The sequence below is a fragment of the Streptomyces sp. A5-4 genome (assembly GCF_051131715.1).
Taxonomy (GTDB): domain Bacteria; phylum Actinomycetota; class Actinomycetes; order Streptomycetales; family Streptomycetaceae; genus Streptomyces.
Genome location: NZ_CP178591.1, coordinates 158732 through 180089 on the forward strand (window position 1 = coordinate 158732; position 21358 = coordinate 180089).

Genomic DNA, 21358 nt, shown 5'->3' on the forward strand with positions numbered 1-21358 from the left:
CGGGCCGAACGGTCCGGGACAGCGGCGGGAGTCTGCCGGCATCGACATCTGAGGAGAGAGCCCCCCCGTCAGGTGAAGACGACGGCGAGCAGGGCGGACCCCACGGTGATCCCCGCAATCAGCAGCATCACCGCCCTGGCCCGCTGCATGGCAGCTGCCGCGATGCCCCCAGCCGTACGAGCGACGCTGCGCGTCGGCACGGCCCCCGCCTTACCCGAGGTCAGGAGCGCGCAGCACCATGGGCAGTCATCGCCCTCAAGGCCCGACCAAAACGCGCCTGCCTGTCGGGGGAAGATCACAGGCGCCCTGTCGTCCACAGCATCCACAGCATCCACAGCATCCACAGCATCCACGGTGAGACCAACGCGCGTGCCACGTGCAGGCAACGGCCACCCAATGGCTCGTGATAATTCCGTCACCCGGGCAACTCCAGAGAACCCGCAAGGCGCATACCGCGCGGCCGCGAAGCGACATCTCCTTCGTTGCTGCTGATCCTCCGGCTGACTGCCGCAGCACCTGTGGGAGTCGAGTGATCGAAAACTGCCGATCATGCAAATTTGGGCAATTACGTACACCCATCATCCGATTGCCCTTATCTTGCGACTACCTCTCCGGGCCAGTCAGGCGTTCCCATCCCGAGGTTCCTTTCCGCAGCAGAGTGGAACCTGCCGCCAGGCGGGGGATGCCTGGCTCATCGTCGATTTGAGCCAGGTGCTCTTCATGGACAGCACCGCGGTGCGTGAGCTCTGTACCGCGCAGGACCGGTACGAGCAGGCCGGCTGCGGGCTGCGCCTGGTCTACGACCAGCCCTCGATCGGCCGACTACTGGCCTTCCACGACGCAACGCTGCGATTTCCGCGATACGCGAGCGCCAAGGACGCCCGGGCCGGAAGCCCGGCGCCCCCGACAACTGAAGCTTGACCCCACGCTGAAGGCTCCTGCTGGTAGCAGCCTCCGACACAGGTGCAGGAATGCGTCAATATCGGCGGCTGTCATCCATCAGCGCCTCCAATGGGCAGAGCACTCTCCTCATTTTCATCGCCGACCCCCTACCGGCAGCAAGACAACCGACACCGCAATCCCAGTCGGATCGCGACTCCTGGAGTCACCGCGAAACACTCTCTGGCGAGCGTGCTCAACCATGCGGCAGAGGGAGCGCCAGGGGCGCCCCACACCGCACGAACGCAATGGGAGCTGTATGAAGAACGGCTCTGCCAGGACTCCGGTGCGGGCGCCGAGTGTTCAGTCCCTTCTGCAGGACTGGCCACATACAGACGGTTCGGGGCGTAGAGAAAATGCGCCTGGGCGGGATCCGATTCGGTGCCGGTACCGGAGGACTCTTGGAGTAGGCGGTTCCGGCCGCGTTCGATCTCCCCTCCACGGTCGGCCCCGCCTCAACCAGAAGGCCGGGGCCGCGGGAATGCGTCGGCATCCTGGGAGGGACCGGTGGCTCCGTCCGGCGGCGCCACCGGTTCCATCAAGGATTGCCCAGACAGCAGCGCCAAGAACGGATCGAACCGCGAACGCTCCTCCACAGGCACCGGCGTCCTCGGGCGCGCGGGAGGGGCTGACCGGTGCAGAGCGCGGGTCGCACCATTTGCCGGAGGCCGAACTTGGATTACGAGGCGTGCGACGGTGTCGTGACACCGGACTCGACCAACTACTGGCCTCCGCCCACGACCAGGGACCGAAGGGCCCTCTGAGTCGTTCGAGCCCTGTCCCAGCTCCCGCCTGGGCAGCGCCTCCGGCCAGGCTGCCGACAGCCGACCGCTCCTGGAGATCCGCGAGCGCGGCTTCCAGGGCAGCCTCCAGACCCACCGCCTGCACCCCGCGGCTCTGCGGGCCACACGGCCGAACCTGTCCGGGCTGTCCGGGCCTGTCCCGGCCGGGACAACCGGGCCCCGCGAAATCACCTACTGGATCATGCGGCCCCGCGAAGCCCTGATCGACAGTCGGCAGGAGCGACTCCTCAGAGGCCGACTCACCGGCGCCCGACGTCGCCCCGGCCTGAGACCTCGCTCGCACCTTCACCCACCCTTCCCGCAACCAGCGCGGGCACTTCCGCGCGAGTGGATCTGCCAGGCCGAGCAGAACGCACCCAAGCGCGTGAGCGGGTTCGCCGACTTCCTCTGCCGAGACCTCCACACGGTCACCGCAGAACTCACCCTCACCTGGCCATCCATGGCCGAACGTCCGTCCAACTCCTCAGCACCCTAATTACTCAACCTTCCACGAGACTCACGAAACTCCGGGCAGAGCCAGAATCAACGATCCCCATCAGGGAAGCCCTCCCCGGCCAGGCCGGACTCCCGGGCGTTCGCTCGCAATCCGGCTCAATCACCCGATTCAGCAACCCGTTGGCCAGTTTTTCGCTCATCTCGGTCGGCTGCTACGGGCATTGACTCCTGCGACTCTTGCGCGCAGCCTCTCGTCCGGTGTCACGTTCCGGACTTCATTCGGCGGACAGTCCCACTCACAGCCTCCGTCGGGCGGACAGAGTTGCATGTTGGCCCCGACATGGCCCGTGACCATACCGATGCGACCGGAGCGCCTGTCAACGACGTACGCGCCTTTGGGAAACGTCACTGCTTCACCTTCCAGGGTGCGGCGGCGTCCTTCCGGGCCGCTTCCGCATTGCAGTCCCCAAGCTGATCAGATGACGGCTGCCCGCGCATGATGCAACATCCAGCCACAGGAGAGAGCAGCTCACCACAACCCCGCCCAATACGTCGAGCAGTTCGGCCACCCCCTGCCGCTGCTCTGGTCGTCTCGGCCAACCGTGATCAACCTCGCCAACCAGGGCCAGGAGCAGGGCAAATGACTCACCTCGACAGCCGGGTGCTCGGCGCCTCGCCCGAAGTCCCGGCGCCGGTCGGTCAGTGGCACTGCCGACCCGGCGCGGCCTTTTCCAATGCCTCCCGCAGGGCAAGCAGCGCGGGGAGGTCGGCACCCAGGACAAACCGGTCCAGCAACAGATCGACGCGCCACTCGTGCCCGTCCTGGACGGCCTGCACGATGGCATCAATCTCTCTGCGCTGGCCATCCGAAGCCCTCATAGAGACTCCCGAAGAGCCACGGGGCCCGAACCGGCCCGTGAGGAAAGCTTCCTCCCTTCGTCGGGAGAAAGCCCCGGTATGACTGGACGGGGCCGAGACTCTCCCCTCCGGCGCGCCCCGGAGAGCACTTGCCCAGCCCACATCCCGCGCCCCGGCGCCGCACTGATGAGGAATCTGGCTGAACTCCGCGCGCGCCTCCAGGGTCCGCCCAGCAGGAGGCCTCCCATGCAGCGCCCTTGCTTCAGTGAACTGCCAATGCAGTACGGCCACTTCCACCAGCTACGGCCGACCGCCACATCGCCAGCGTTGCCCCAGGCCCAGCCCGCGGTCGCACCGCCGACACCATGCCCCTCCCCCGCCTCATCGCAGGGAAGCTGGTCCTGGGCCGATACGCCCTCATCGCCAGCAGGGATCCCGCCGGCAACATGTGATCTCCTTCGGTGAGAATGAACCCGCGCCCCCACCGGGCTAGTTACGGTCTGTTCAGGAGCGGCGCCCAGTCGCTACAGTTTGCGACAGTCGTCTGCCTCAACCCCGCAGTCGGACAGGTCGTTCGCCCTCCCAGACCCTGACAACGGGCGACCGCCCAGAAGAAGACACGGCGGGCCGACAGGTCGTAGTCCTCGTTGCCCGCCGACCGGCACACAGAGGCAACAGCCGGCGGGTGGGGCCCTTCCAGCCACAGCTGCGTGGAGGGAAGAACGGCCCGGGCTCCCCCGACTGCTTGTGACGCTGGCGCCGACCGAGTGAACCCGACGGCCTCGGCGCGTCTCGTCTCTCAGGCCGTCCCGCTCCCGTTCGGATCCATCTCTACGAGACGGGTCGCTTCCCGTGCCGGCTCCCGCAGCTACGGTCGATGCCGCACCCCGAGCACCTGCGGGACCGTCGCCCGCGATGCGGCTTATTCGGTGCCCCATTTCGCCATCCACGTGTCGTTGAGGATCGAGATGACCTGCTCACATTGGTTGACGAAGTCGTCTTCCCCCTGGCGCCCTTCGGGTGACGGGCCGCGCTGAGTGAGTAGGCGTTGCAGCTCGGCAGCCGTGCGGGTGAACTCGATGTACTGGTACTCGTACTTCGCTGCCAGAGCGTGCACGCTGATCGCTGCGCCCACGGTGGCCACGACGGCCACCCAGGCCGCAGCCTGCTCCAGACTGAAGGTTCCCGCCAGTGCGCCAAGGATGGTGCCCAGGATGCCCAGCGCGAGCTGTACTTGGCGCGCGTTCGTCACACGGCGACACAGCCAAGCCGCCTTCGGTCTGTAGTAGCCGGATATCTGCCCTTTCACGCGGATTTCCGCATAGGACGCGACGTCCGTGACTGCCGGGAGTTCGCGGCGGAGCGGGTCGATTCCGACGGTGTACGGCAGGAGGTCGGAGGCGTCGTCCCTCAGCCGGTCGATCCTTCCGGTCAGCACGGATCGGGCCTCCGGCGTGCGGTAGGGGGTCACTCCGGCGAGAAAGGCATAGACCTCGTTCTTCATGGCTTCGCTCACCGAGCGCAGCCGGGTCCAGCACTCGACGGAGGCCGTTCCCAGGCGGGCGGCGAGGACAGGAATCATTCCTGTCGCGACTGCGGACGCGAAGGCGGCGCCTTTGCCGACCGTGTCGTTCCAGTTCATGGTCTGGGCGGCTGCGGTGCCAAGAGTGGCCGCTAAGATTCCCAGCAGCAGTGATGCCGTGCGTGCCCGGCCGATTTTCTTTTTGAGATTGTTGGCCGCCTGGGACCAGATGTTCTGCTCGTCCCAGACGGCCATCTCTGCTGACACAGACCTGAGTTGACTCATATGTAAATTGTGCAGAGCGCATGATTCGCAGTGCAACGCCCTTCAGCAGATCCGCTGGTAGCGCTCGCCCGGTGCCGCAGTCTGCCATTGGGCTGCTGTCATCGGCCCGCCGGCGATCCGGCACAGTGCCGACAGCCAGCGGCGCGGACCCACGAGCAGCGAGAGGAACTCACCGGGCTGCGTGATGACCAGTTTGTCTCCCTGCCCGGTGAACGCCATGGCGCCGCCGTCCGGGACCTGCACGTTCTTGATGGGGATGTTCCGTTCGAGGTCCGGGCCCCAGAGCAGAACGCGGCGGTCGCCCGTTACGGACGCCACTGTCTGGCCGTCGGGGCTGACAGCGAGTCCCAACGTTCGCTCGCCGGCATCGGGACCGGACGAGAGGAGGCGTTGGCCTCGTGGCTCCCACAGGCGTAGGGCGGGGTCACCTCTGCCGACGCCTCCCGTGACGAGCAGGCCGTCAGGGCGGAAGCCCACCGCCACTGCGCCCGGGATGGCCTTGCCAAACCTCTTTCCGGTGGCCGTGTCCCAGAGTTGGACTTTCTTCTGGCCGCCGCCGACCGCGAGCATCGAACCATCTGGGCTCACCGCGGTGTACGACACGTACCCGGTGGCGAAGTCAGGGCCGAAGCGGTGGCCGGGCCGCCAGGTGTCAGTGTGCCATTCGTAGACAGACACACCGTTCTGTTCGCCCAGGTACAGCCGCGTTCCGTCCGGGGAGAACTGGAGGGCGGTGGGGAGAATGCGAGGCGAGCCGATCCCCCCGCCTGTCAGGCGCTTCACGCGGCGCCCACTCGCTGTGTCGAACACCTCGACGTACGCCTGGCGTTCATACATCTGCCCGCTGGCTTCCGCCACCGCAAGCAGCGTCCCGTCGGGAGAGAGAGCCGGCTCGGCTGCCGGTGCGCTCAGGCGCATCGTCTGCATGAGTCGACCGTCCGACCGTCGTAACAGCCGTGCCGTGCCGTCGGTGCCGAGGACGGCCGCCGTACCGGCGTGGGCGGCGACTGCGATGCGTGGGGCGACCGGGACGGGGGTCTTGTACCGGGAGAGGAGGCTTCTTGCCGGTCCGCGGTCCCACAGCGTCACTGTGCCGCTGGAGGTTGCTCCGGCCATGAGGCGTCCGTGTGGGCCGAGCGCGGTCACATGCCCTGGCAGGTCGGCTTCCTTCCGTCCGGTGCGTGTGTTGTAGACGGTGTATTGGGAGGTCTCTTGGTAGATGTCGAAGGATGTGCCGCCCAGGGCCAGTCGGCTTCCGTCGTCGCTGAGGATGAGCCGTGGGCCGTACTCGCCTACGTATTCAGGGGAGTTGACTCGGCCGATCCGTTTGCGGGCACGCAGGTCCCACATGTCGTACTGGCCCGGTTCGGCGGTTCGCGCGACAGCGAGGAAGCGGCCGTCGGGCGTCATCACTTCGGATCTGAGGCCGCTTCCCACAGTCCAGGGCGGCTTGCGCGCGGCGGCAAGGACTTTGACAGTCCCGCTTTGGATCACGACGGGGGCGCCGGACTCCGCCATGCCGACTAGCTTCACACCGCGTGGCAATGTCGTCATGCGTTTCGGGTCGGCCATGTCCCGGATCGTGCTGGGTGCGTCGTCGCCGCCCATGGTTTGAACCGCCCTGCCGTACGCACCGCCCACCAGGTCGTCCCCCGGCACCTCTCTGGTTACCTTCCCCGAGGCCACATCCCACAGGTGGACGAAGTTCTCCGCATCGTGGACGGGGGCGGGATTGAGCATGAGCGTCTTACCGTCTCTGCTCAGGTCGGCGGTGCTGAAGACTCCGGTGGTTCCGAAAGGCCGAAGGTCGGCCCGATGGAGTTCTTTCATTGTGCGGGTGTCGATGAGGACTGCGATGCCCTTGCGCAGTATGCCGAGCGTGCGGCCATTGGCGCTGAGGTCGCCGCCGGCGGCGCTGGACATCCGTTTGCCGGGGACCGTTCCCCGCGAGCGCATGGCAGTGGTGTCCCAGACTTCGACCGTTTCGTCGGTGCGCCACATAACGAGCACCTTCTCGTCCTGGCTCAGCACCATGTCCGAAATCGGCGATTTCCTTGCTGGAATTACACCGCGCGTCTCGTTGAACCTGGTGAGCTGGCGAAACATCGACTCGCGCGCTTCTGCCGAGTCCGACTGGTGGAAAGCAGCGGCGCTCAGCAAGGCTGCTTGACGCACGTCGCCGGCCGCACGCTCGTTGGCAGCCGCGGCCAGCCGACGCGAATCGGCCTCGCGCCGCTGGGCCATGGTTGCCTCCTCGCCGGCGACCACCAAGGAGGCGAGGGCCGCAAGGGCAAGGCTGGTGGCTGTGGCCCCAATACGCAGGCGGGCACCGCGTCGGCGTGCCGCTGCCCGGCTCGCCTCCAAGAAGTCCGTCTGAATGTCGGTCATTGCCGCGTGGTACTGCTCGTCGGCCGCCGGTGCGCGACGCCGCCACGCCTGCGCGACGACCAGCTCGTGCCCGCGCAGCAGCAGACCTCCACTACGGCCGCTGCTGTGCCATTCATGGGCACGTACACCGATCCGGGTGTGGAAGGCGGTCCAGCGGTAGCGGCTCTCGACGAAGGAGTGGATGCGCTCCACGCCGGAATCGAACTGGTCCGGGCGGCTCATCCGCAGAAAGTGATAGCCGGTCAGTGCGTCCCACCCCTCGGCCCGGAGCGCCGCGCTGGCACCCTGCTCCAGCTCCGCGTCAATGACCACGGGCAGTATTCGCTTACCCAGCTCGATGGCGCGCTCGCATTCGGACCAGCAGTACTTCGACCGGAGCGCGTCCCTGCTGAGCAGCACCACCACGGCGTCGGAGCCTTGAATGGCGTCGTCGATACTCTCCCGCCACTGGGTCGACGGTTCGATGCTCAGCCAGTCCACCCACACCTCGCGGACCCGAGTGGCCAGTCGCCCGCGGAGCTGCTCGGCGAAGGCACTGTCACGTCGGGAGTAGCTGACGAACACCTTCCCGATCCTGACAGCCGTGGGCCCCTCCTCCTGGGCCTCGGCGAGTTCCTCGAAGAGCCGGCCGGCGCTCGCCGCGCGCAGCGCATGCTCCCGGGCGGCGGCAGCCGCGCCGCCGGCGATCAAGCCGGCGCCGGCGGCCAGAAGCGGCCAGTACGCGTGCGGCAACGACACTGCGAACAGGCTGTCGGCGATCTGTTGGTCCAGCCACCGAACACCCTCCTCCAGGCGGTGGAGTTCCGGCCGGAGCGACCCGGTGCGCCGCCCGATCGGCAATGCCCACTGCCGTGCGCACCAGGCTGCCGTGCCATACACGGTGGCGCCTGCCAGTGCGCACAAGACGATGAACAGCTCTGGGCGGCGGGCGGGCGTGACCGCGTCCTGGGCGGGATCCCATAGACGCCCTGCGGGCACCACGGTGAGTGCCCCCACCCACAGCAGCAGCTGCTGCGCGATGATGAATTGGGCGATCCAGTACACCGATGTGGGCACCATGGGTTGGGCGAGCCACAAGGCGCCGGTGCACAGCGATCCCGCGCACACCATGAACAGGATGCGCTCGGGATCTGCCAGAGCCCGCCACGACCAGAGCACGCGCTGCTCGGAGGTGGCGACTCCTCGCGGCAGCCGGTACATCCGCAGGGGGATACAGCGGACGAAGGCCGCCGCGGGCACAACCAGACCGGCGAGGGCGGCCCAGGGACCGACGAACGGATAGCACAGCGCCCACGCGATGATGCAGTTGAACAGCCACCACAAGCGTCTGCGCCGACCGATGTCGTCCTTGGTCGCCTTTGTCACAGCCCCACCCCCGTGAGTCACGTACTGCCTGAGGGGAGCAGACCGTAGATCGTGCTGATCCGGGCGAGAATTGCCGATGCCGCCGAATATTGGCTGATTTCAGTTCGCGATCGCGTGCGACTCGGAGAGTCGCGCCTCGCGCCCGAGCTGGACGCACGGGGCGCGGTGAAAGCGGCACGGATTGGCGGGGGTGTCATACGTCGCACACAGTGATCTGGGTGCCAAGAGCCGGCGCCCCTCGCCATTCGGCTGAGGTGAGACGAACCGCCACAAAGGTCGAAGTCCCGCGTCGGTTCCCCAATACTTGATCTTGGTCGCCGGCTGCGGGTCTTCGCGTTCGGGCGTGGTGGTCAGTGGCGGCGGGCTGTGATGATCCAGGCCCGAGTCGAAGTACACGCCTCCGCCGGTGTCGTGGGCTGCGAGGGTGGCGCGAAGCCGGGTGCGTGCTTGCTCGGCCGCCGCGGCGTCGAGGTCGGCCAGCAGGTCTTGGAATCTCAGAAGGCGGAGCACGTCGTCGAAGGCGGTGGGCACTGTCCGGGCCGTAGTAGACGGGCTCGTGCACGTCGGTGAAGCTGACGTCCGTGAAGCCTGCCGCCGTCAGGATGCCTTCCGTGGTGGTCGGGTCGGCGAGTGAGAAGGCGTCCGGACCGGAGAGGGGCGGGGCGGGTGTGGCTGTCGCGGCAGTGAGACTCTGGCGGATCGCGGACGCCCATTCATTGCGGTCGCGCTCTTGCCAGACCAGCAGCACCAGGCGCGCCGCGGGCCGCAGAGCGCGCCCGATATTGGTGAACGCGGCGACCGGGTCGGCGAAAAACATCGTTCCGAACCTGCTGATACAGAGGTCGAAGTGCGCCGGTGGGAAGCGGTGAACCTGGGCGTCCGCCTGTTGGTAGGTGACGTTGGGTGGCCCCTGGCCGTCGGTGAGCCGACGGGCACGTTCGAGCATCGGCGCGGGGAGGTCGACTCCTAACGCGCTGCCGGTGGCGGAGGCGCGGGCGGCCTCGCGCGTGGTCTGGCCCGTGCCACAGCCTATGTCGAGCACGCGGTCGCGGTCGCGGGGGCCGACGCGGCCGGCGGCGCGGAAGTGTGCGTTGTGCAGCCGCAACTCCGCGTCGTAGTCGAACAGTTCGGCACGTGTCGTCCCGTGCTCACCTGCGGTCGGCTCGGAGTTCGGCCGCGTCGGGGTTCCCTGCTGCTCGGGCATCACGGTCACCGGATCCTCTCGATATCGGTTTCGACATGCCTGTTGCTCATGTGGATGTCCTCAAGGCTCTATCGGACCGTCGCGGATTACGCCTCGCACCTGGTCCAGCGACACCGTTTCCGGCGGGAACTCCGTCAGCCACCAGGTGGCGCCCGCCTCAGCGTAGGGCGTCGGATCGGCGCCGGCCGGCAGGGCGACAGCGATGTCGTACGGGGTGGTCTTCCGCCTACGGAGATCGGTGACGGTGGCGACGATATCGGCGAGCTGGTCCGGGTGTTCGAGATCGACCGGGAAGAAGCCGTTGTGCCGGGCCGCGCGCCGCAGCGGTTTGATATTGCCGGGAAGCCCGGCGGCCCAGACCGGCATGCCGGGCCGCTGAACCGGTCGGGGGGAGGAAGGAGACGCCGTCGACGGTGTAGTGCGGGCTGTGGTGGTGCACCGGCCTGCCGGACCATGCGGCGGTGAGGATCTCCAGGGACTCGCCGACCATCTGCCCCCGCCGACGGTCGTCGAGTTCCTCACCGGTCGCGCTCAGCTCGTCGGCGGAGCGGTCGCTGCCGAGACCGACGCCGAGGGTGGGGCGGCCGTTGCTGAGCCGGTCCAGCGTCGCGGTTTCCTTGGCGACCTTGGGCGGCCTGCGGCGGGCAAGAGTGTGACCATGGGGCCGAGCCGAAGGCTGTCGGTGGCGGTGGCGATCGCCGCCAGGGTAATCCAGGGGTCGGCCACCCGGCGGATCGGCGCCCGCCAGCGCAGGTGGTCCCATACGAACACGCCGAGCCATCCAGCTTCCTCCGCCTCGGCGGCGAGACGTGCGACCGCCGCAGGTTCGGCGAGCTCGTCGAAGATCGGAAGCCAGAGCGCAAACGCAACCGGGTCATGGTCGGCCGCCTCCGGTGTGCTGGATCAGAGCGGGTACGAAAACGTCCCACAGCGGTTTCGGCAGGTCGTGCCCCGCGCCTTCCAGGATCAGCAGCTGAGCGCCGGGAATCGCGTCGCGCAGCGCCTGCCCGTGGGGCGGCGGGAAAAGCGGGTCGTGGTCGCCGTGCACCACCAGAGTGGGCGCCGTGATGTCGGCAAAGCCGCGGGACGGCCCGTCGAAGTTCATCGCGTAGTGGTTGGCCAGGGTGGACGCGATGTTGCGTGTGCGGGCCACGTCCCGCTCGACCAGCGCACGCGTGGCGGTCGCGTCGAAGTAGGGCGAGCCACCCGAGTACGCCTTTGCCGACGCGACGACGAAATCCACCACCGCGGCCGAATCGGCGAGGTCCGGGTCGGCGGGGGTGTCGCTGGTGAGCCGGTCCGACGACGGTGGGAGATCGTCCTCGCCCGTGGAGGTGGAGACGAACGTCAGTGACGCGATCCGGCCGGGGTGTCCCACCCCGAGAATGAGCCCGAGTCCGCCGGACATGGACCGGCACACGATGTGTGCGCGCTCGATGTTCAGGGTGTCCAGGATGCCGAGCGCGTCCCCGGCCAAGTCGGTGAACGTGTAGCCCGGACGCCCGGGCGGGTAGCTCGTGGACCTGCCGGTGTCCCGGTTGTCGTAGCGGATCACGAACCGGTCGCCCCGCGCGATTTGTTCACACAGTTCGGCTTCCCACCACAGCATGGAGGCGGCCGCACCGTCGATGAGCAGGACTGCCGGGTTCGCGGGGTTTCCGAAGGTCTCGACGCACAGCTCGGCGTCGCGGATCTCGACGAACCTCTCGCCGTGTGAAAGGTGATCCGTCATGGACACCACGCTAGGCCAGGACGCTCATCGCGAAAAGCGATAGGTTCCGATCAACTCAATCATGATGGTCGATGCTTATCAGCTGCCAGGGGGGCGCATGCCGGAATTCGAGCTGCGGCATCTCACCACGCTCGCCGCAGTCGCTGACGAGGGCTCGTTCGGGCGGGCCGCCGCGCGGCTCGGGTAGTTCGGGCGGGCCGCCGCGCGGCTCGGGTACACCCAGTCGACGGTGAGCCAGCAGATCGCGGCTCTGGAGAAAACCGTCGGCGGTGCCGTGTTCGACCGGCCGGGCGGGCCCAAACCGGCGCGGATCACCCCGCTCGGCGCGGTGGTGCTGGCGCACGGACGCGATCTGCTGGCGAAGGCCCAGGCGATGGCAGCGGCCGTGGACCGGTTCAAGGCCGGTGACGGCCGGGTCGATATCGGTACCTTCCAAAGCGTGTCCAACGTGATACTGCCGCTGGTCGTACGCAGGCTCCGGGACGAGCACCCCGGCTGCGACATCAGGCTGTTCGAGGAGGAGACCGACCTGCCCCAAGTCGGTGAGCACGACCTGATGTTCTTCGACGGCCGCGTCGACGGCGACGTCGAACACCTCAAATTGCTCGACGATCCTTACCTGCTGGTGGCCCGCCGCGGCGCCTTCCCCGACGGACCGGTCGATCCGGCCCGACTCGACGCCGCACCGATGGTGGCGCACCCACCGATGTGCGACCAGGCCCGGATGGAGCAGGCGCTCGCACGCCGCGGCATTCGGCCGCGGATCGTGTTCCGCACCGCGGGCAACGAAACCGTGCTGTCGATGGTGCGCGCCGGTATGGGCGCGGCGGTGCTGCCACAACTCGCCGTCCGCGGCGCCGACGTCGGCTCCGACGAGGCGCTGTGCGTCCACGAGCTTCGGCCGGCGCTCCCGCCACGCGAGATCTTCCTGCTGTGGCGGGCCGATCGCACTCACTCCCCCCTCGCGGCGCGGGCGATCGAGATCGCCGTAGACGTCGCAGCCAAGGTCGCCGAGCGCGCGTAACCAGCTACGAACCCGGCCTGTCGTGTCATGAGGACTGCCGTCCCGACGCTCTGGCTCACTCCCTTACGGGCAGGCACTCGGCGAGCAGGTCGACGATGTCGCGCCAGGCTCGCCGCGCGTGCTGCGGGTGGTAGCCGATGCCGGGGAGCACGATCTGGTCTACCGGCGGGTGGTGGAAGGCGTGCAGGGCTCCGCCGTAGACCACGAGGCGCCAGTCGACGCCCGCGGCCTGCATCTCGGCGGACGCGCGTATGGGCCCGCGGGTGGACCCTGTGGAAGGCCCTGGCGGAGCACATCGACACCCATGTGAACCAGGCCGCCGGCAATCGCCACGTCATGCGGCGAGTCCTGTACGCCACCCCTGCCGCTGTACGGAAACGCCCGCCGCCGGGCGGTCCGGCCGGAGCCGATGGCAAGGGGCAACTTCGCCCTGCGGAGGGTCGACGCCGTACATCACTGTGACTGACGACAGTTGGCGCGCTGAGCACTGCGGTGGGCGAGCGAGTCGCTCTCTGTTCGGTGACGGGAATGCGTTTGTCGATGGGGGGCGATGTTCCTAGGATCGACGGCATGGCGACACGGCTGGTGCAAATTGTGATGAATGCTCGGGATGACTCGGCGCTCGGCCGGTTCTGGGCGGAGGTGCTCGGCTGGAGCATCGACAGCGAGGAACCCGGCGTGACCAACCTCGAACCCGTGGGCCTCGTCTATCCCGACCCCGCCGCCCTCTGCGTCGACATCCTTCGCGTCCCGGACCCCAAGACCGTGAAGAACCGCGTACACATCGACCTTGCCACCACCTCTGTGGCCCATCAGGCAGAGCTGGTGGCGCGCCTCCAGGCCCTCGGTGCGACGCCCGCCGACGTGGGCCAGGGCAACGTGCCGTGGACGGTCCTGGCCGACCCGGATGGCAACGAGTTCTGCGTGCTGGAGCCGCGATCGATCTACCGGGACACCGGGCCGATCGCCGCGGTGGTGGTCGACTGCGTGGATCCCCGGGCCACGGCCCGGTTCTGGGACGAGGCGATGGACTGGACCCTGCACGAGGTGACCGACGAGCAGGCGGTGCTGCGCTCCGCCAAGGGTGTTGGTCCGTATCTCGAGTTCATCCGCACGCCCGACGCGAAAACCGTGAAGAACCGCACCCATCTCGACCTGCGCCCATACCCCGGAGACGATCAAGCCGCGGAGGCGGCCCGGCTGCGGGCCCTCGGCGCCACCGACCTCGACCTCGGCCAGGGCGACGTCCCGTGGACGTGCCTCGCCGACCCGGAGGGCAACGAGTTCTGCGTCCTCACCGCGCGCTGACACGGGCCCTCGGCGACACCCCGAGGCTTGAGCACATGGGCGCCAACTCAGTTGGTAGAAGCAGGTTCGCGCCCGCCCGCGGCAACCGACTTCACTGCGAAGACCCCGGAGAGGGGCCGGCCTCCCCCGGCTGGCCGAGCCCGTCCCCCATTGAACCGACGTGTGCGTTGCCGTGGTCCCCAATATCGGACACCTGACCGGCCGGCCTGCGAGAACCGGCCGGTGGTGCGCCTGGGGCCCCTGTCAGCGCCGGTCAGGCGTCAGCGTCCGTCAGTTCGCGGGTCCGGCGTGAGCAGCGCGAACACCGCGCCCGCCGGGTCGCTGACCCAGGCGATCCGGCCGACGTCGGGTACGTCGGCGGCGGGCATCAGCACGGAGCCGCCGTTCGCCGTGACCTCCGCGGTGATCGCGTCGGCGTCGAGGACATGGAAGTACGGCACCCAGCGGGCCTGCTCCCCGTCGCCCGTCAGCGGGACGACCCCGCCGAAGGAGCCGTCCTCCTGGTCGCCGTCCGCGATGCTCAGCACCCGGTAGGTCATCCCGGGCGCCTGCATCTCGGCCGAGCGCCAGCCGAACAGACCCGCGTAGAACCCGATGGCGGCAACCGGGTCGGGCACGTGCAATTCGGCCCAGACCAGCGCGTTCTCCGCGGAGGCCATCTCGAACCCGGCCGTGCGGCCGGGCTGCCAGCAGGCGAACTCGGCGCCTTGCGGGTCCGTGAACTGCCCGAGCCAGCCCTCACCCATCACGTCCATCGGCTCCATCCGCACGCTCCCGCCGCCCTCGCGCACGGCGGCGGTGGTCGCTTGGAGGTCGGGGGTGTGAAAGTGCAGCATCCAAGCCGAGCTCGCAGCCTCCTCGGTCAGTTGCCCGATCGCGGCGACGGTCCTGCCCTCACGTTGGAAGAATCCGTAGCCGCCGGTGTCGGGTCCGGCCGGAACGAACCGCCAGCCGAAGACGGCGCTGTAGAAGGCACTGGCCACGGGGATGTCGGGGCTGCCGAGGTCGAGCCAGTTGGGCGATCCAGTGCGGAAGTCGGTACCAAGCATGCGTCTCTCCTGTGTCGGGTCCGACGGCGTACGGCGGCACGGTACCCCCCGCCACGATGTTGACCTCAGCGTCCCCGCCCGCACCCGGCCGGGTTCATCCACACGGCCCCTTGGCCCAGCGGGCGCGCAGCGGAACTCCACCGGAGACGCCCAGGACGCTCAGCACCCGGTAGAGACCGCCGTCGCCGCCGCCCTGTGCTCACCCCGTATGACCGCCATGCTCCACGACGTCCACTCCGCGATCTCCGGCAACTGCCCTTCCTCGGCGATGCGCAGCCCGACCACGGCGTCGTCCGGTCCTATGTCGGGTGGGTGCGGGTCGGCGGCACGGGGCGCTCGGCTGGGCTTCTGCCCCTGGGTGCCACGCGTTGGTGCGGAAGTCGGCATCGGCCGGCCGACGTTGGTCCACCGGGTTGCGGGCTACCGCGCCGAGGTCGGTACCGGGTCGCGCCCGAGGAACGCCACGAACCGGTCCACGGCCGGCGCGTCCGCGGCGACGGGAACAATCTCGCCGAAGGCCATGCCCACGCCCCGGTACTCCGGCAGGAGCATGCCCTCTGCCCGGCTCAGGGCCTCTGCCGCCTCCTGCTCGGTGAAGGGAATCGGCTGCCCGGTGGCGACCGCCAGGTCCCAGCCATGGGTGAGGTACTCCATGACTGTCATGCCGAACACCGCTTCGCCGGGCAGCTGACTGCCCGTAACGGCGACCTGGCGGTCGAAGCCGTACTTCTCCCACCCGGCGATCACGCCCGCCGCGGCGGTGCGGAACTCGCCGGCCGGGTCGGCGCCGCACGGATGGTCCGCAAGGTCGGCCTCGTAGGTGCGGCCGTGACAGTTGGCCTCGAACACGCGGAGCCACCCGACGATGTGTTGGATCAGAGCCTCGACGTCGTAGTCGTCACATGGTGTCGGGAGACTCATCTGGTCCGCTCCGACGCCCTCCATGACATCACCGGTCTTGGACAGGACACCTGCAAGAAGTTCGACTTCAGCCATGACCCCAGTATGGGAACGGCCAGGGAAACCGTCTTGAAGAAACGCGACACCCGGCTAGTTTGGTCGGGTGACTCGGCCCACCGATCAGGACACCCGCGGCATCATCGACCCCCGAGCCGGGTTCGAGCACTTCACCCTGACCCGGCACGAGCCCTCGCCCGGCCTGGCCTGGGCCGTGGACCGCTACTGGATCGTGCGCTGGGACATGCCAGCTGGCGAGTGCTACGAGCAGCGAGTCATCCAGCACCCCGCCGTGCACCTTGTCTTCGAGCCCGGTGCCGCCACGGTCCAGACCATTTCGCCGCACGACTTCGTACGACGTCTGGAGGGCCGCGGCCGGGCCTTCGGCGTGAAATTCCGGCCTGCCGGTTTCCGGCCGTTCCTGGGTGGCGCGGTGTCCGCCGTCGCCGGGCGGCAGTTGGCGGCCTCGGAGGTGTTCGGCACCGGCGTCGACGACCTCTGCGACGTCCTGCGCGGAGACGACAGCACGAGCAGGTCGGCAACCGCCGTCGAGGCCTTCCTGCGCTCCCTGGGCACACTGCCGCTGCCCATGACCGAGCCCGTGAACTCCGTGGTCGACCTCATCGTCGCCGACACGTCCCTCAGCCGGGTCACCGATCTCGCCGAGCGGCTGGGAATCACCACGCGGAAACTGCAGAGACTGTTCGCCGACCACATCGGACTCGGGCCGAAGTGGGTCATCAACCGCAGCCGGATCCACGAGGCCGCGGAGGCCGCCACCCGGCGGGCATCCATCGACTGGGCGGATTTGGCCGCCGAGCTCGGCTACAGCGACCAGGCACATCTCGTCCGCGATTTCACCGCAACCGTGGGCACCTCCCCGGACCGCTACACCCGCCGGGTCGCACCCCGCGACTGACGCCCACCCCACGCTTCCCGCCCTGCCGGGGCAGAGCGGTTGTCTTCGCCAGCGGCTCAGCTACGGCCGGTGCGGCGGCGGCCCGGGGTGAGCAGGTAGGCGATCGCCATGTCGCTGAGTTCCTCCGCGTACCGATGCCTGGACGCTTCGCCGGTGGCGGGGTCGGGGCGTACGGAGTTGTGGAAGCAGGCGCCCAGGACGGAGCGGGCCACGGTGTCCAGCGCCATCTCCGGGTCCGAGCGCCGGATCTCGTCGGCGTAGGGGGTCGCGGCTTCGAGGAGGAGGCGGTGGATCTCGGTGATGGTGCGGGCCCCGCGGTCCAGCGACTTGGTTCCCCGCGTGCGCAGTAGCTCGGGGAAGAGGTTGCTGCTGTCGGCGAAGGACTGCAGCAGGGCGTGCGCGTAGGCGTCCATGACGCCGGCGAGTGACGGCTCGGCCGAGCGCAGTTGCTCGGCCACGTACTTCTCGCGCCGTTCCAGCATTCGCTCGGTCAGTGCGGTGATCAGCTGTTCCTTGTCTTCGAAGCGACGGTAGATCGTGCCGACCGAGACGCCGGCGCGTGCTGCGACGCCGGTGATCGTCATCTCCTCCAGGCCGGACGAAGAGGCGATCTCCTCGGCGGCCTGCAGCACGCGGGCCAGCGTCGCGGCGCTACGCGCCTGCCGGGGCTCCCGGTAGAGCGCTGGGCGATCTGGCTCCTCAGTCATGCCGCACATGGTATCGGCGGCGGTCTCACCAGGCCCTTTCGACAAGTCGTGCACTCCGCGTACTCTCACTATGCGAATGTGAATTTACATTCGCATACTACTGGAGGTTCGCCCATGACCGTCAACCAGACATCTCTGCCCGTCACTGTGACGCTCGAGTCAGGACCCACCGGTGCCGGGAGCATCGACGACTTCGAGCTGTTCTACGCCCGCCGTGCCCTGGACCGCTTCAGGACCCGGCTGGGCCGCCAGGGCCTGCTCGACCTCCTGGCCGCAGACATCGAGGAAGGCAACGCCTTCCTGCGAGAGAGCGCGCGCGCCTCCGACGGCGACTTCAAGGCCGGCACGACGGTTCTCGCGACGCGGGGCCTCACCTCGGGCGAGTTCCTGGCCTGGATGGAAAAAGCCTTCGCGGGCGACGAGAACGCACTCCTCGCGGCGCACCCCGAGCATTATGTAATGGCCCCCGGGGCCGACGGATCGTTCAACGTGGTGGAGAACATCGGCCCACACGTCTGCTCCTTCTACATGGGCGGCTGGGGAACGGACGCGATGGCCTGGGCCACGGACGCGGCCGAACTCCTCTCGGAGTCCGAGTTTCCGCACAAGATGTCCTCGAACCTCTTTCTGGCCGACGGCACGGTTGTCGGGCGGGCACTGACCCAGTTTGGTGACGCCGCTGACGGTTTCACCGCGAACCTGACCGTCTACGTGCCCACCACGTGTCCGCAGGACGTCCTGGAACACCACCTCCGGCACTACGCCGTCGAGTTCAGGAACTGGATCATCGCCGCTGCGGCAACCCGCGCCTGAGGTCTTCGGCCAGACGCACGACAACTCGGCGGCCGTGTGTGACGCCGTGTTTTCCCCACCGGATTCGGCGGGGAAAACACGGCGCGACCTCCGGGAAGGATCCGACGCCCCCGCTTCATTGACGTACGCCACTACGTCGGCCCGGCAACTCCGCTGATGCACCGCTACCGGCCCGAGAGCATTGACGCCCTCACGGTCCCCGACGCCCTGAAGAGCCAGCGGAATGGCAGGCCTGATGGCGCGCATCGTGGCCGGGGCAAGGCCCTCTCAGGCAAGGTGGATCGAGTCGCAGACGACTCTGATTGCCTTCGGGCGCAGAGGCGATGGTGCCGGCCCAGTGGCCACTGAACCATCCTCAATGCGGAACTGGCTCCCATGACAGGGGCAGTTGGCCGTGCCGCCCGAGACGGTGGAGAGGGCACATCCCTGGTGGGTGCAGGATGAGCTGAACGCCTTGAATTTCCCTGCGACGGGCTGCGTGATCACAACGCCATGGTTCGCAAAGATTTTCCCACCACCGACTGGGATTTCCGAGGTCTTCGCGAGGGGATTCTCGGCGCCACCGACTTCACGAGTGGCGGCGGCAGCCGCAGGGCAGTCAATGCATCCGACTGCTACCAGCGCGAGTCCGGCCGCGGCGGCATTCTGCAGGATATCTCGTCGTGAGGCTTCCACCGGCAACTCCTCGACTGCTGGTGCTCTTGATGAACACCGGACGCTTATGCATAGCAGCTGAGAAGAGCTCACATCGGGAGCGTCACCCGTTCGGGGCGACTCACCAATGGCGGAGTTTGCGCCGATGGCGAGTCGCCCGACGACCACGCCTTCATTTCGTCACCGCGGGATTCGCGTGTCGGGATGACTCTTGACGGCCTCCGCGATCTGCAGAGCGGCCTGGGCGGGCGTGAGGTGCGTGGTGTCGACGACCTCGGCTTCGGCGTGCAGCCACGTACGGGCCGCCTCGGCGTAGGGCTCAAGGTATTTGAGACGGAAGGGGGAGGGCCCGAGAAGAGTGTCCCCCTCGATGCGCTCGCGGAGAGTGTCTTGGTCGGCGTGGAGGACGAAGTGCCTTACCGGAATGGCATGTTGAGTGAGTCCCGTGCTGATCTCGCGCCAGTATTCCTCGACCAGGACAGTCATGGGCATCACCAGAGCGCCGCCGGTGTAGTCGAGTACGCGGCGGGCGGTCTCGACCACGAGTGGCCGCCAAGGCGGCCAGTGCTGGAAGTTGTCCGTCGGGGGCAGCCCCGGCTTGATGTCCATGAGTGTTTCGCCGACCTTCTCGGCGTCGAACACCCGGGAATCCGGGATCAGCCGCTGCACAAGTGCACTGGTCGTTGTCTTGCCTGCCCCATGGGTTCCGTTGAGCCATACGATCATGGGACCCCACGCTAGCGCTGCGCGGGCCGCGGGACCGGGCACAACAGAAATACGGTGCAGCCTCGGCGGTGCGCACCGTCCGGGAGCCGGTCATGTCCGCCACACGCGGCAGAATCCTCGTCGCCGGGTTCGAGGAGACCGCCCAGGGGCCGCTTCCTCCAGTGCGGATGTTCCAGGCCCGCGACCCGCGCCTGGTGGGGCCGCCGCCACACCGAAGCAGACGAGGAACCATTGCGACAGATCATGGGCGGTCGGGCCTCCGCGCGCTTCAGCCGGTGTGAAGGATCCGAAAGCGATCAGGTGCCGCCGGATCTCGATCAACGACCTGGATTGGTGCCCAAGCCCATTGCCACACGCTGATGTCCGGTGTCCGGGAGAACTGGATCTGCCCGCGGGTGCCTTCAACTGCCACGCGCGGCCAGGCTTCGGCAGTGCGCGCCCGGTCCACGCCGTGAGAGCGCAGCACATGGGCGAGGACGGTGACCGTGTCGTAGCCCTCGAAGGCGACGAAGGAGGGCGCTTCGGCCAGCCGCTCGCACAGGGCCGTCTCGACTCGTGCACCGAGTGGGCCGAGGCGCGCGGGCAGGTAGCGCAAGAACGGGATCGCGGTGCTGTCGTCGCCCAGCAACGTCGCCCATTCGGCGAACTCCGGTTGCCCGGCCGGAGCACCGATCATGATCTCGGCGAGGCGCTGGTCACGGCGGACGGACTTGACGATCGACACGGCCGGCTCCGGGTGGCCGACCAGGAGAAGGAGGGCCGTCGCTCGATTGTCGACGAGTTCGTCGCACACAGCAGTGGGGTCGAGCGTGCTCATGTCGAGTTCGATGACGGCGCCGCCGCGGGGCGCGAGGTAGTCCCGCAGAATACGGGCTCCGGATGCCCAATAGGCACTCGGCGCGGCTGCTACCGCGATTCGGCTGTGGCCCGCGCCGAGGAGGAAGTCTGCGTAGACCTGCCAGCCGTGGGACTGCGCCGGGGCGAGGCGCGCCACCCATGGGGTCGGCTGTTCGGTGAGCGTGTCAAGAACCGCTGACGAGCAGAGGAACGGCACACCGAGGGCGTCGGCCCTGACGGCAGCGGCGCGAGCGACGACACTGTGATACTCCCCCGCCAGGGCAGCCACGCCCAGGCGAGCCAGTTCGTCTACGGCCGCCGCGGCCCTCTGTGGATCAGCCGCGGTGTCTCGGACCACCAGCTCAAGTGGCTTTCCGGCAATCCCGCCGGTTTCGTTGACTTCGCGAACGGCCAGCTCAAGTCCGGCGAGCAAGTGTTGGCCTGCCTCGACCCAGCCGGGCCGGGACAGCGGGACGAGAGCGCCGATCCGGACGGCTGATCCGTCAGCCCGCTCCGTTCCTGGCAGCGATGGTGGCGTATTCATACGTCGATGTCTCCCGTGTGGCGATTCGGTTGAAGGTTGCCCGGATCGCAGAGTGGCAAGGCCCGGCAGTAGGTGTTCATCGCGTCCCAGCGTGGCATGCGTACCAGGGCGACCATGCCGGACATTGCATCCATCGTCCTCGCCCACAGGCAAACGATTATCCGTTCGCCGGGCTGCCAGGCTTCAGGTATCCGTCCGCAGGTCCCCAAGGCCGATCCACCGGCCTCCCTCCACACCCCGGAGCCGTTCGGCTACAGTCCCCCGTCTTCTGTCAACCCGCGTGGGTGTG

20 protein-coding genes and 4 pseudogenes are annotated in these 21358 nt (G+C 68.2%); 8 read left to right on the plus strand and 16 right to left on the minus strand.

Annotated features, from left to right (window positions below; genetic code table 11):
• Window positions 1-68: 68 nt before the first annotated feature.
• Window positions 69-200, minus strand: coding sequence for a hypothetical protein (locus ACLLJJ_RS00770; RefSeq protein ID WP_434587318.1), 132 nt, complete (start codon window positions 198-200; stop codon window positions 69-71).
• 349 nt (window positions 201-549) lie between these two features.
• On the opposite strand from ACLLJJ_RS00770, the gene ACLLJJ_RS00775 reads away from it, so the two are divergent.
• Window positions 550-921 (plus strand): STAS domain-containing protein, encoded by a 372-nt coding sequence (locus tag ACLLJJ_RS00775; protein ID WP_434587319.1) that lies wholly within the window; start codon window positions 550-552, stop codon window positions 919-921.
• 1955 nt (window positions 922-2876) lie between these two features.
• Here ACLLJJ_RS00775 and ACLLJJ_RS00780 read toward each other — a convergent pair.
• The 8 genes and pseudogenes from ACLLJJ_RS00780 to ACLLJJ_RS00815 form a co-directional block, all read right to left on the minus strand.
• Window positions 2877-3056, minus strand: coding sequence for a hypothetical protein (locus tag ACLLJJ_RS00780; protein WP_434587320.1), 180 nt, complete (start codon window positions 3054-3056; stop codon window positions 2877-2879).
• Window positions 3057-3957: 901 nt separating this feature from the next.
• Complete coding sequence (locus ACLLJJ_RS00785; RefSeq protein ID WP_434587321.1) at window positions 3958-4824, minus strand: DUF4231 domain-containing protein; 867 nt, start codon at window positions 4822-4824, stop codon at window positions 3958-3960.
• A 60-nt stretch (window positions 4825-4884) separates the two neighbouring features.
• A complete protein-coding gene (locus tag ACLLJJ_RS00790) occupies window positions 4885-8595 on the minus strand; it encodes a TIR domain-containing protein (RefSeq protein WP_434587322.1) in 3711 nt (1236 codons plus the stop codon).
• A gap of 99 nt (window positions 8596-8694) precedes the next feature.
• The gene (locus ACLLJJ_RS00795; protein ID WP_434600681.1) at window positions 8695-9126 is read right to left on the minus strand and encodes a hypothetical protein; all 432 of its coding nucleotides are present in this window, start codon (window positions 9124-9126) and stop codon (window positions 8695-8697) included.
• A 103-nt stretch (window positions 9127-9229) separates the two neighbouring features.
• Window positions 9230-9799 (minus strand): annotated as a pseudogene (locus tag ACLLJJ_RS00800) (class I SAM-dependent methyltransferase); the annotation flags it as partial.
• Between the two features lie 60 nt (window positions 9800-9859).
• Window positions 9860-10165 carry a hypothetical protein gene (locus ACLLJJ_RS00805; RefSeq protein WP_434600682.1) on the minus strand — a complete coding sequence of 102 codons (306 nt, stop codon included), beginning with the start codon at window positions 10163-10165 and terminating at the stop codon, window positions 9860-9862.
• Window positions 10166-10211: 46 nt separating this feature from the next.
• Window positions 10212-10570: pseudogene (locus ACLLJJ_RS00810) on the minus strand (LLM class flavin-dependent oxidoreductase); the annotation flags it as partial.
• Window positions 10571-10673: 103 nt separating this feature from the next.
• Window positions 10674-11531, minus strand: coding sequence for an alpha/beta fold hydrolase (locus ACLLJJ_RS00815; RefSeq protein ID WP_434587323.1), 858 nt, complete (start codon window positions 11529-11531; stop codon window positions 10674-10676).
• A gap of 97 nt (window positions 11532-11628) precedes the next feature.
• On the opposite strand from ACLLJJ_RS00815, the gene ACLLJJ_RS00820 reads away from it, so the two are divergent.
• The 3 genes and pseudogenes from ACLLJJ_RS00820 to ACLLJJ_RS00830 all read left to right on the plus strand — a co-directional run bounded on the left by ACLLJJ_RS00820 (window position 11629) and on the right by ACLLJJ_RS00830 (window position 12555).
• Window positions 11629-11718, plus strand: coding sequence for a LysR family transcriptional regulator (locus ACLLJJ_RS00820; RefSeq protein WP_434587324.1), 90 nt, complete (start codon window positions 11629-11631; stop codon window positions 11716-11718).
• A 12-nt stretch (window positions 11719-11730) separates the two neighbouring features.
• Window positions 11731-11844, plus strand: a pseudogene (locus ACLLJJ_RS00825) (helix-turn-helix domain-containing protein); the annotation flags it as partial.
• A 60-nt stretch (window positions 11845-11904) separates the two neighbouring features.
• A complete protein-coding gene (locus tag ACLLJJ_RS00830; protein WP_434600257.1) occupies window positions 11905-12555 on the plus strand; it encodes a LysR family transcriptional regulator substrate-binding protein in 651 nt (216 codons plus the stop codon).
• A gap of 55 nt (window positions 12556-12610) precedes the next feature.
• On the opposite strand, the pseudogene ACLLJJ_RS00835 reads toward ACLLJJ_RS00830, so the two are convergent.
• Window positions 12611-12799 (minus strand): annotated as a pseudogene (locus ACLLJJ_RS00835) (dienelactone hydrolase family protein); the annotation flags it as partial.
• 326 nt (window positions 12800-13125) lie between these two features.
• Between ACLLJJ_RS00835 and ACLLJJ_RS00840 the strand changes: the two are divergent.
• Window positions 13126-13863: a VOC family protein gene (locus ACLLJJ_RS00840; protein WP_434587325.1), complete on the plus strand. Its 738-nt coding sequence runs from the start codon at window positions 13126-13128 to the stop codon at window positions 13861-13863.
• A 260-nt stretch (window positions 13864-14123) separates the two neighbouring features.
• Here ACLLJJ_RS00840 and ACLLJJ_RS00845 read toward each other — a convergent pair whose 3' ends face one another.
• Both ACLLJJ_RS00845 and ACLLJJ_RS00850 read right to left on the minus strand, forming a co-directional pair.
• Window positions 14124-14912 (minus strand): VOC family protein, encoded by a 789-nt coding sequence (locus ACLLJJ_RS00845; protein WP_434587326.1) that lies wholly within the window; start codon window positions 14910-14912, stop codon window positions 14124-14126.
• Window positions 14913-15332: 420 nt separating this feature from the next.
• Window positions 15333-15908, minus strand: a complete 576-nt coding sequence (locus ACLLJJ_RS00850) for a TIGR03086 family metal-binding protein (protein WP_434587327.1) — start codon at window positions 15906-15908, stop codon at window positions 15333-15335.
• A 67-nt stretch (window positions 15909-15975) separates the two neighbouring features.
• Here ACLLJJ_RS00850 and ACLLJJ_RS00855 point away from each other — a divergent pair, with 67 nt between their 5' ends.
• Window positions 15976-16788 (plus strand): AraC family transcriptional regulator, encoded by an 813-nt coding sequence (locus ACLLJJ_RS00855; protein WP_434587328.1) that lies wholly within the window; start codon window positions 15976-15978, stop codon window positions 16786-16788.
• A gap of 56 nt (window positions 16789-16844) precedes the next feature.
• Here the strand turns inward: ACLLJJ_RS00855 and ACLLJJ_RS00860 are convergent, their stop codons facing one another.
• Window positions 16845-17495, minus strand: a complete 651-nt coding sequence (locus ACLLJJ_RS00860; protein ID WP_434587329.1) for a TetR/AcrR family transcriptional regulator — start codon at window positions 17493-17495, stop codon at window positions 16845-16847.
• A gap of 114 nt (window positions 17496-17609) precedes the next feature.
• On the opposite strand from ACLLJJ_RS00860, the gene ACLLJJ_RS00865 reads away from it, so the two are divergent.
• Window positions 17610-18308 carry a hypothetical protein gene (locus ACLLJJ_RS00865; protein WP_434587330.1) on the plus strand — a complete coding sequence of 233 codons (699 nt, stop codon included), beginning with the start codon at window positions 17610-17612 and terminating at the stop codon, window positions 18306-18308.
• Between the two features lie 267 nt (window positions 18309-18575).
• Here ACLLJJ_RS00865 and ACLLJJ_RS00870 read toward each other — a convergent pair whose 3' ends face one another.
• A complete protein-coding gene (locus tag ACLLJJ_RS00870; protein WP_434600258.1) occupies window positions 18576-18794 on the minus strand; it encodes a Rieske (2Fe-2S) protein in 219 nt (72 codons plus the stop codon).
• A 6-nt stretch (window positions 18795-18800) separates the two neighbouring features.
• Here ACLLJJ_RS00870 and ACLLJJ_RS00875 point away from each other — a divergent pair, with 6 nt between their 5' ends.
• Window positions 18801-18974: a hypothetical protein gene (locus ACLLJJ_RS00875; protein ID WP_434600683.1), complete on the plus strand. Its 174-nt coding sequence runs from the start codon at window positions 18801-18803 to the stop codon at window positions 18972-18974.
• 168 nt (window positions 18975-19142) lie between these two features.
• On the opposite strand, the gene ACLLJJ_RS00880 is transcribed toward ACLLJJ_RS00875, so the two are convergent.
• The gene (locus tag ACLLJJ_RS00880; protein WP_434587331.1) at window positions 19143-19688 is read right to left on the minus strand and encodes an ATP-binding protein; all 546 of its coding nucleotides are present in this window, start codon (window positions 19686-19688) and stop codon (window positions 19143-19145) included.
• Window positions 19689-19956: 268 nt separating this feature from the next.
• Window positions 19957-21069 carry an ABC transporter substrate-binding protein gene (locus ACLLJJ_RS00885; RefSeq protein ID WP_434587332.1) on the minus strand — a complete coding sequence of 371 codons (1113 nt, stop codon included), beginning with the start codon at window positions 21067-21069 and terminating at the stop codon, window positions 19957-19959.
• Between the last annotated feature and the right edge of the window lie 289 nt (window positions 21070-21358).

Excerpts from the sequence above, each read along its gene's own strand:
- ACLLJJ_RS00860 (WP_434587329.1), bottom strand. The coding sequence starts at position 17,495 with ATGACTGAGGAGCCAGATCGCCCAGCGCTCTACCGGGAGCCCCGGCAG.
- ACLLJJ_RS00880 (WP_434587331.1), bottom strand. The coding sequence starts at position 19,688 with ATGATCGTATGGCTCAACGGAACCCATGGGGCAGGCAAGACAACGACC.
- ACLLJJ_RS00875 (WP_434600683.1), top strand. The coding sequence starts at position 18,801 with ATGGTTCGCAAAGATTTTCCCACCACCGACTGGGATTTCCGAGGTCTT.
- ACLLJJ_RS00780 (WP_434587320.1), bottom strand. The coding sequence starts at position 3,056 with ATGAGGGCTTCGGATGGCCAGCGCAGAGAGATTGATGCCATCGTGCAG.
- ACLLJJ_RS00840 (WP_434587325.1), top strand. The coding sequence starts at position 13,126 with ATGGCGACACGGCTGGTGCAAATTGTGATGAATGCTCGGGATGACTCG.
- ACLLJJ_RS00850 (WP_434587327.1), bottom strand. The coding sequence starts at position 15,908 with ATGGCTGAAGTCGAACTTCTTGCAGGTGTCCTGTCCAAGACCGGTGAT.
- ACLLJJ_RS00885 (WP_434587332.1), bottom strand. The coding sequence starts at position 21,069 with ATGAATACGCCACCATCGCTGCCAGGAACGGAGCGGGCTGACGGATCA.
- ACLLJJ_RS00775 (WP_434587319.1), top strand. The coding sequence starts at position 550 with ATGCAAATTTGGGCAATTACGTACACCCATCATCCGATTGCCCTTATC.
- ACLLJJ_RS00830 (WP_434600257.1), top strand. The coding sequence starts at position 11,905 with ATGGCAGCGGCCGTGGACCGGTTCAAGGCCGGTGACGGCCGGGTCGAT.
- ACLLJJ_RS00865 (WP_434587330.1), top strand. The coding sequence starts at position 17,610 with ATGACCGTCAACCAGACATCTCTGCCCGTCACTGTGACGCTCGAGTCA.
- ACLLJJ_RS00845 (WP_434587326.1), bottom strand. The coding sequence starts at position 14,912 with ATGCTTGGTACCGACTTCCGCACTGGATCGCCCAACTGGCTCGACCTC.
- ACLLJJ_RS00815 (WP_434587323.1), bottom strand. The coding sequence starts at position 11,531 with ATGACGGATCACCTTTCACACGGCGAGAGGTTCGTCGAGATCCGCGAC.
- ACLLJJ_RS00820 (WP_434587324.1), top strand. The coding sequence starts at position 11,629 with ATGCCGGAATTCGAGCTGCGGCATCTCACCACGCTCGCCGCAGTCGCT.
- ACLLJJ_RS00805 (WP_434600682.1), bottom strand. The coding sequence starts at position 10,165 with ATGCCGGTCTGGGCCGCCGGGCTTCCCGGCAATATCAAACCGCTGCGG.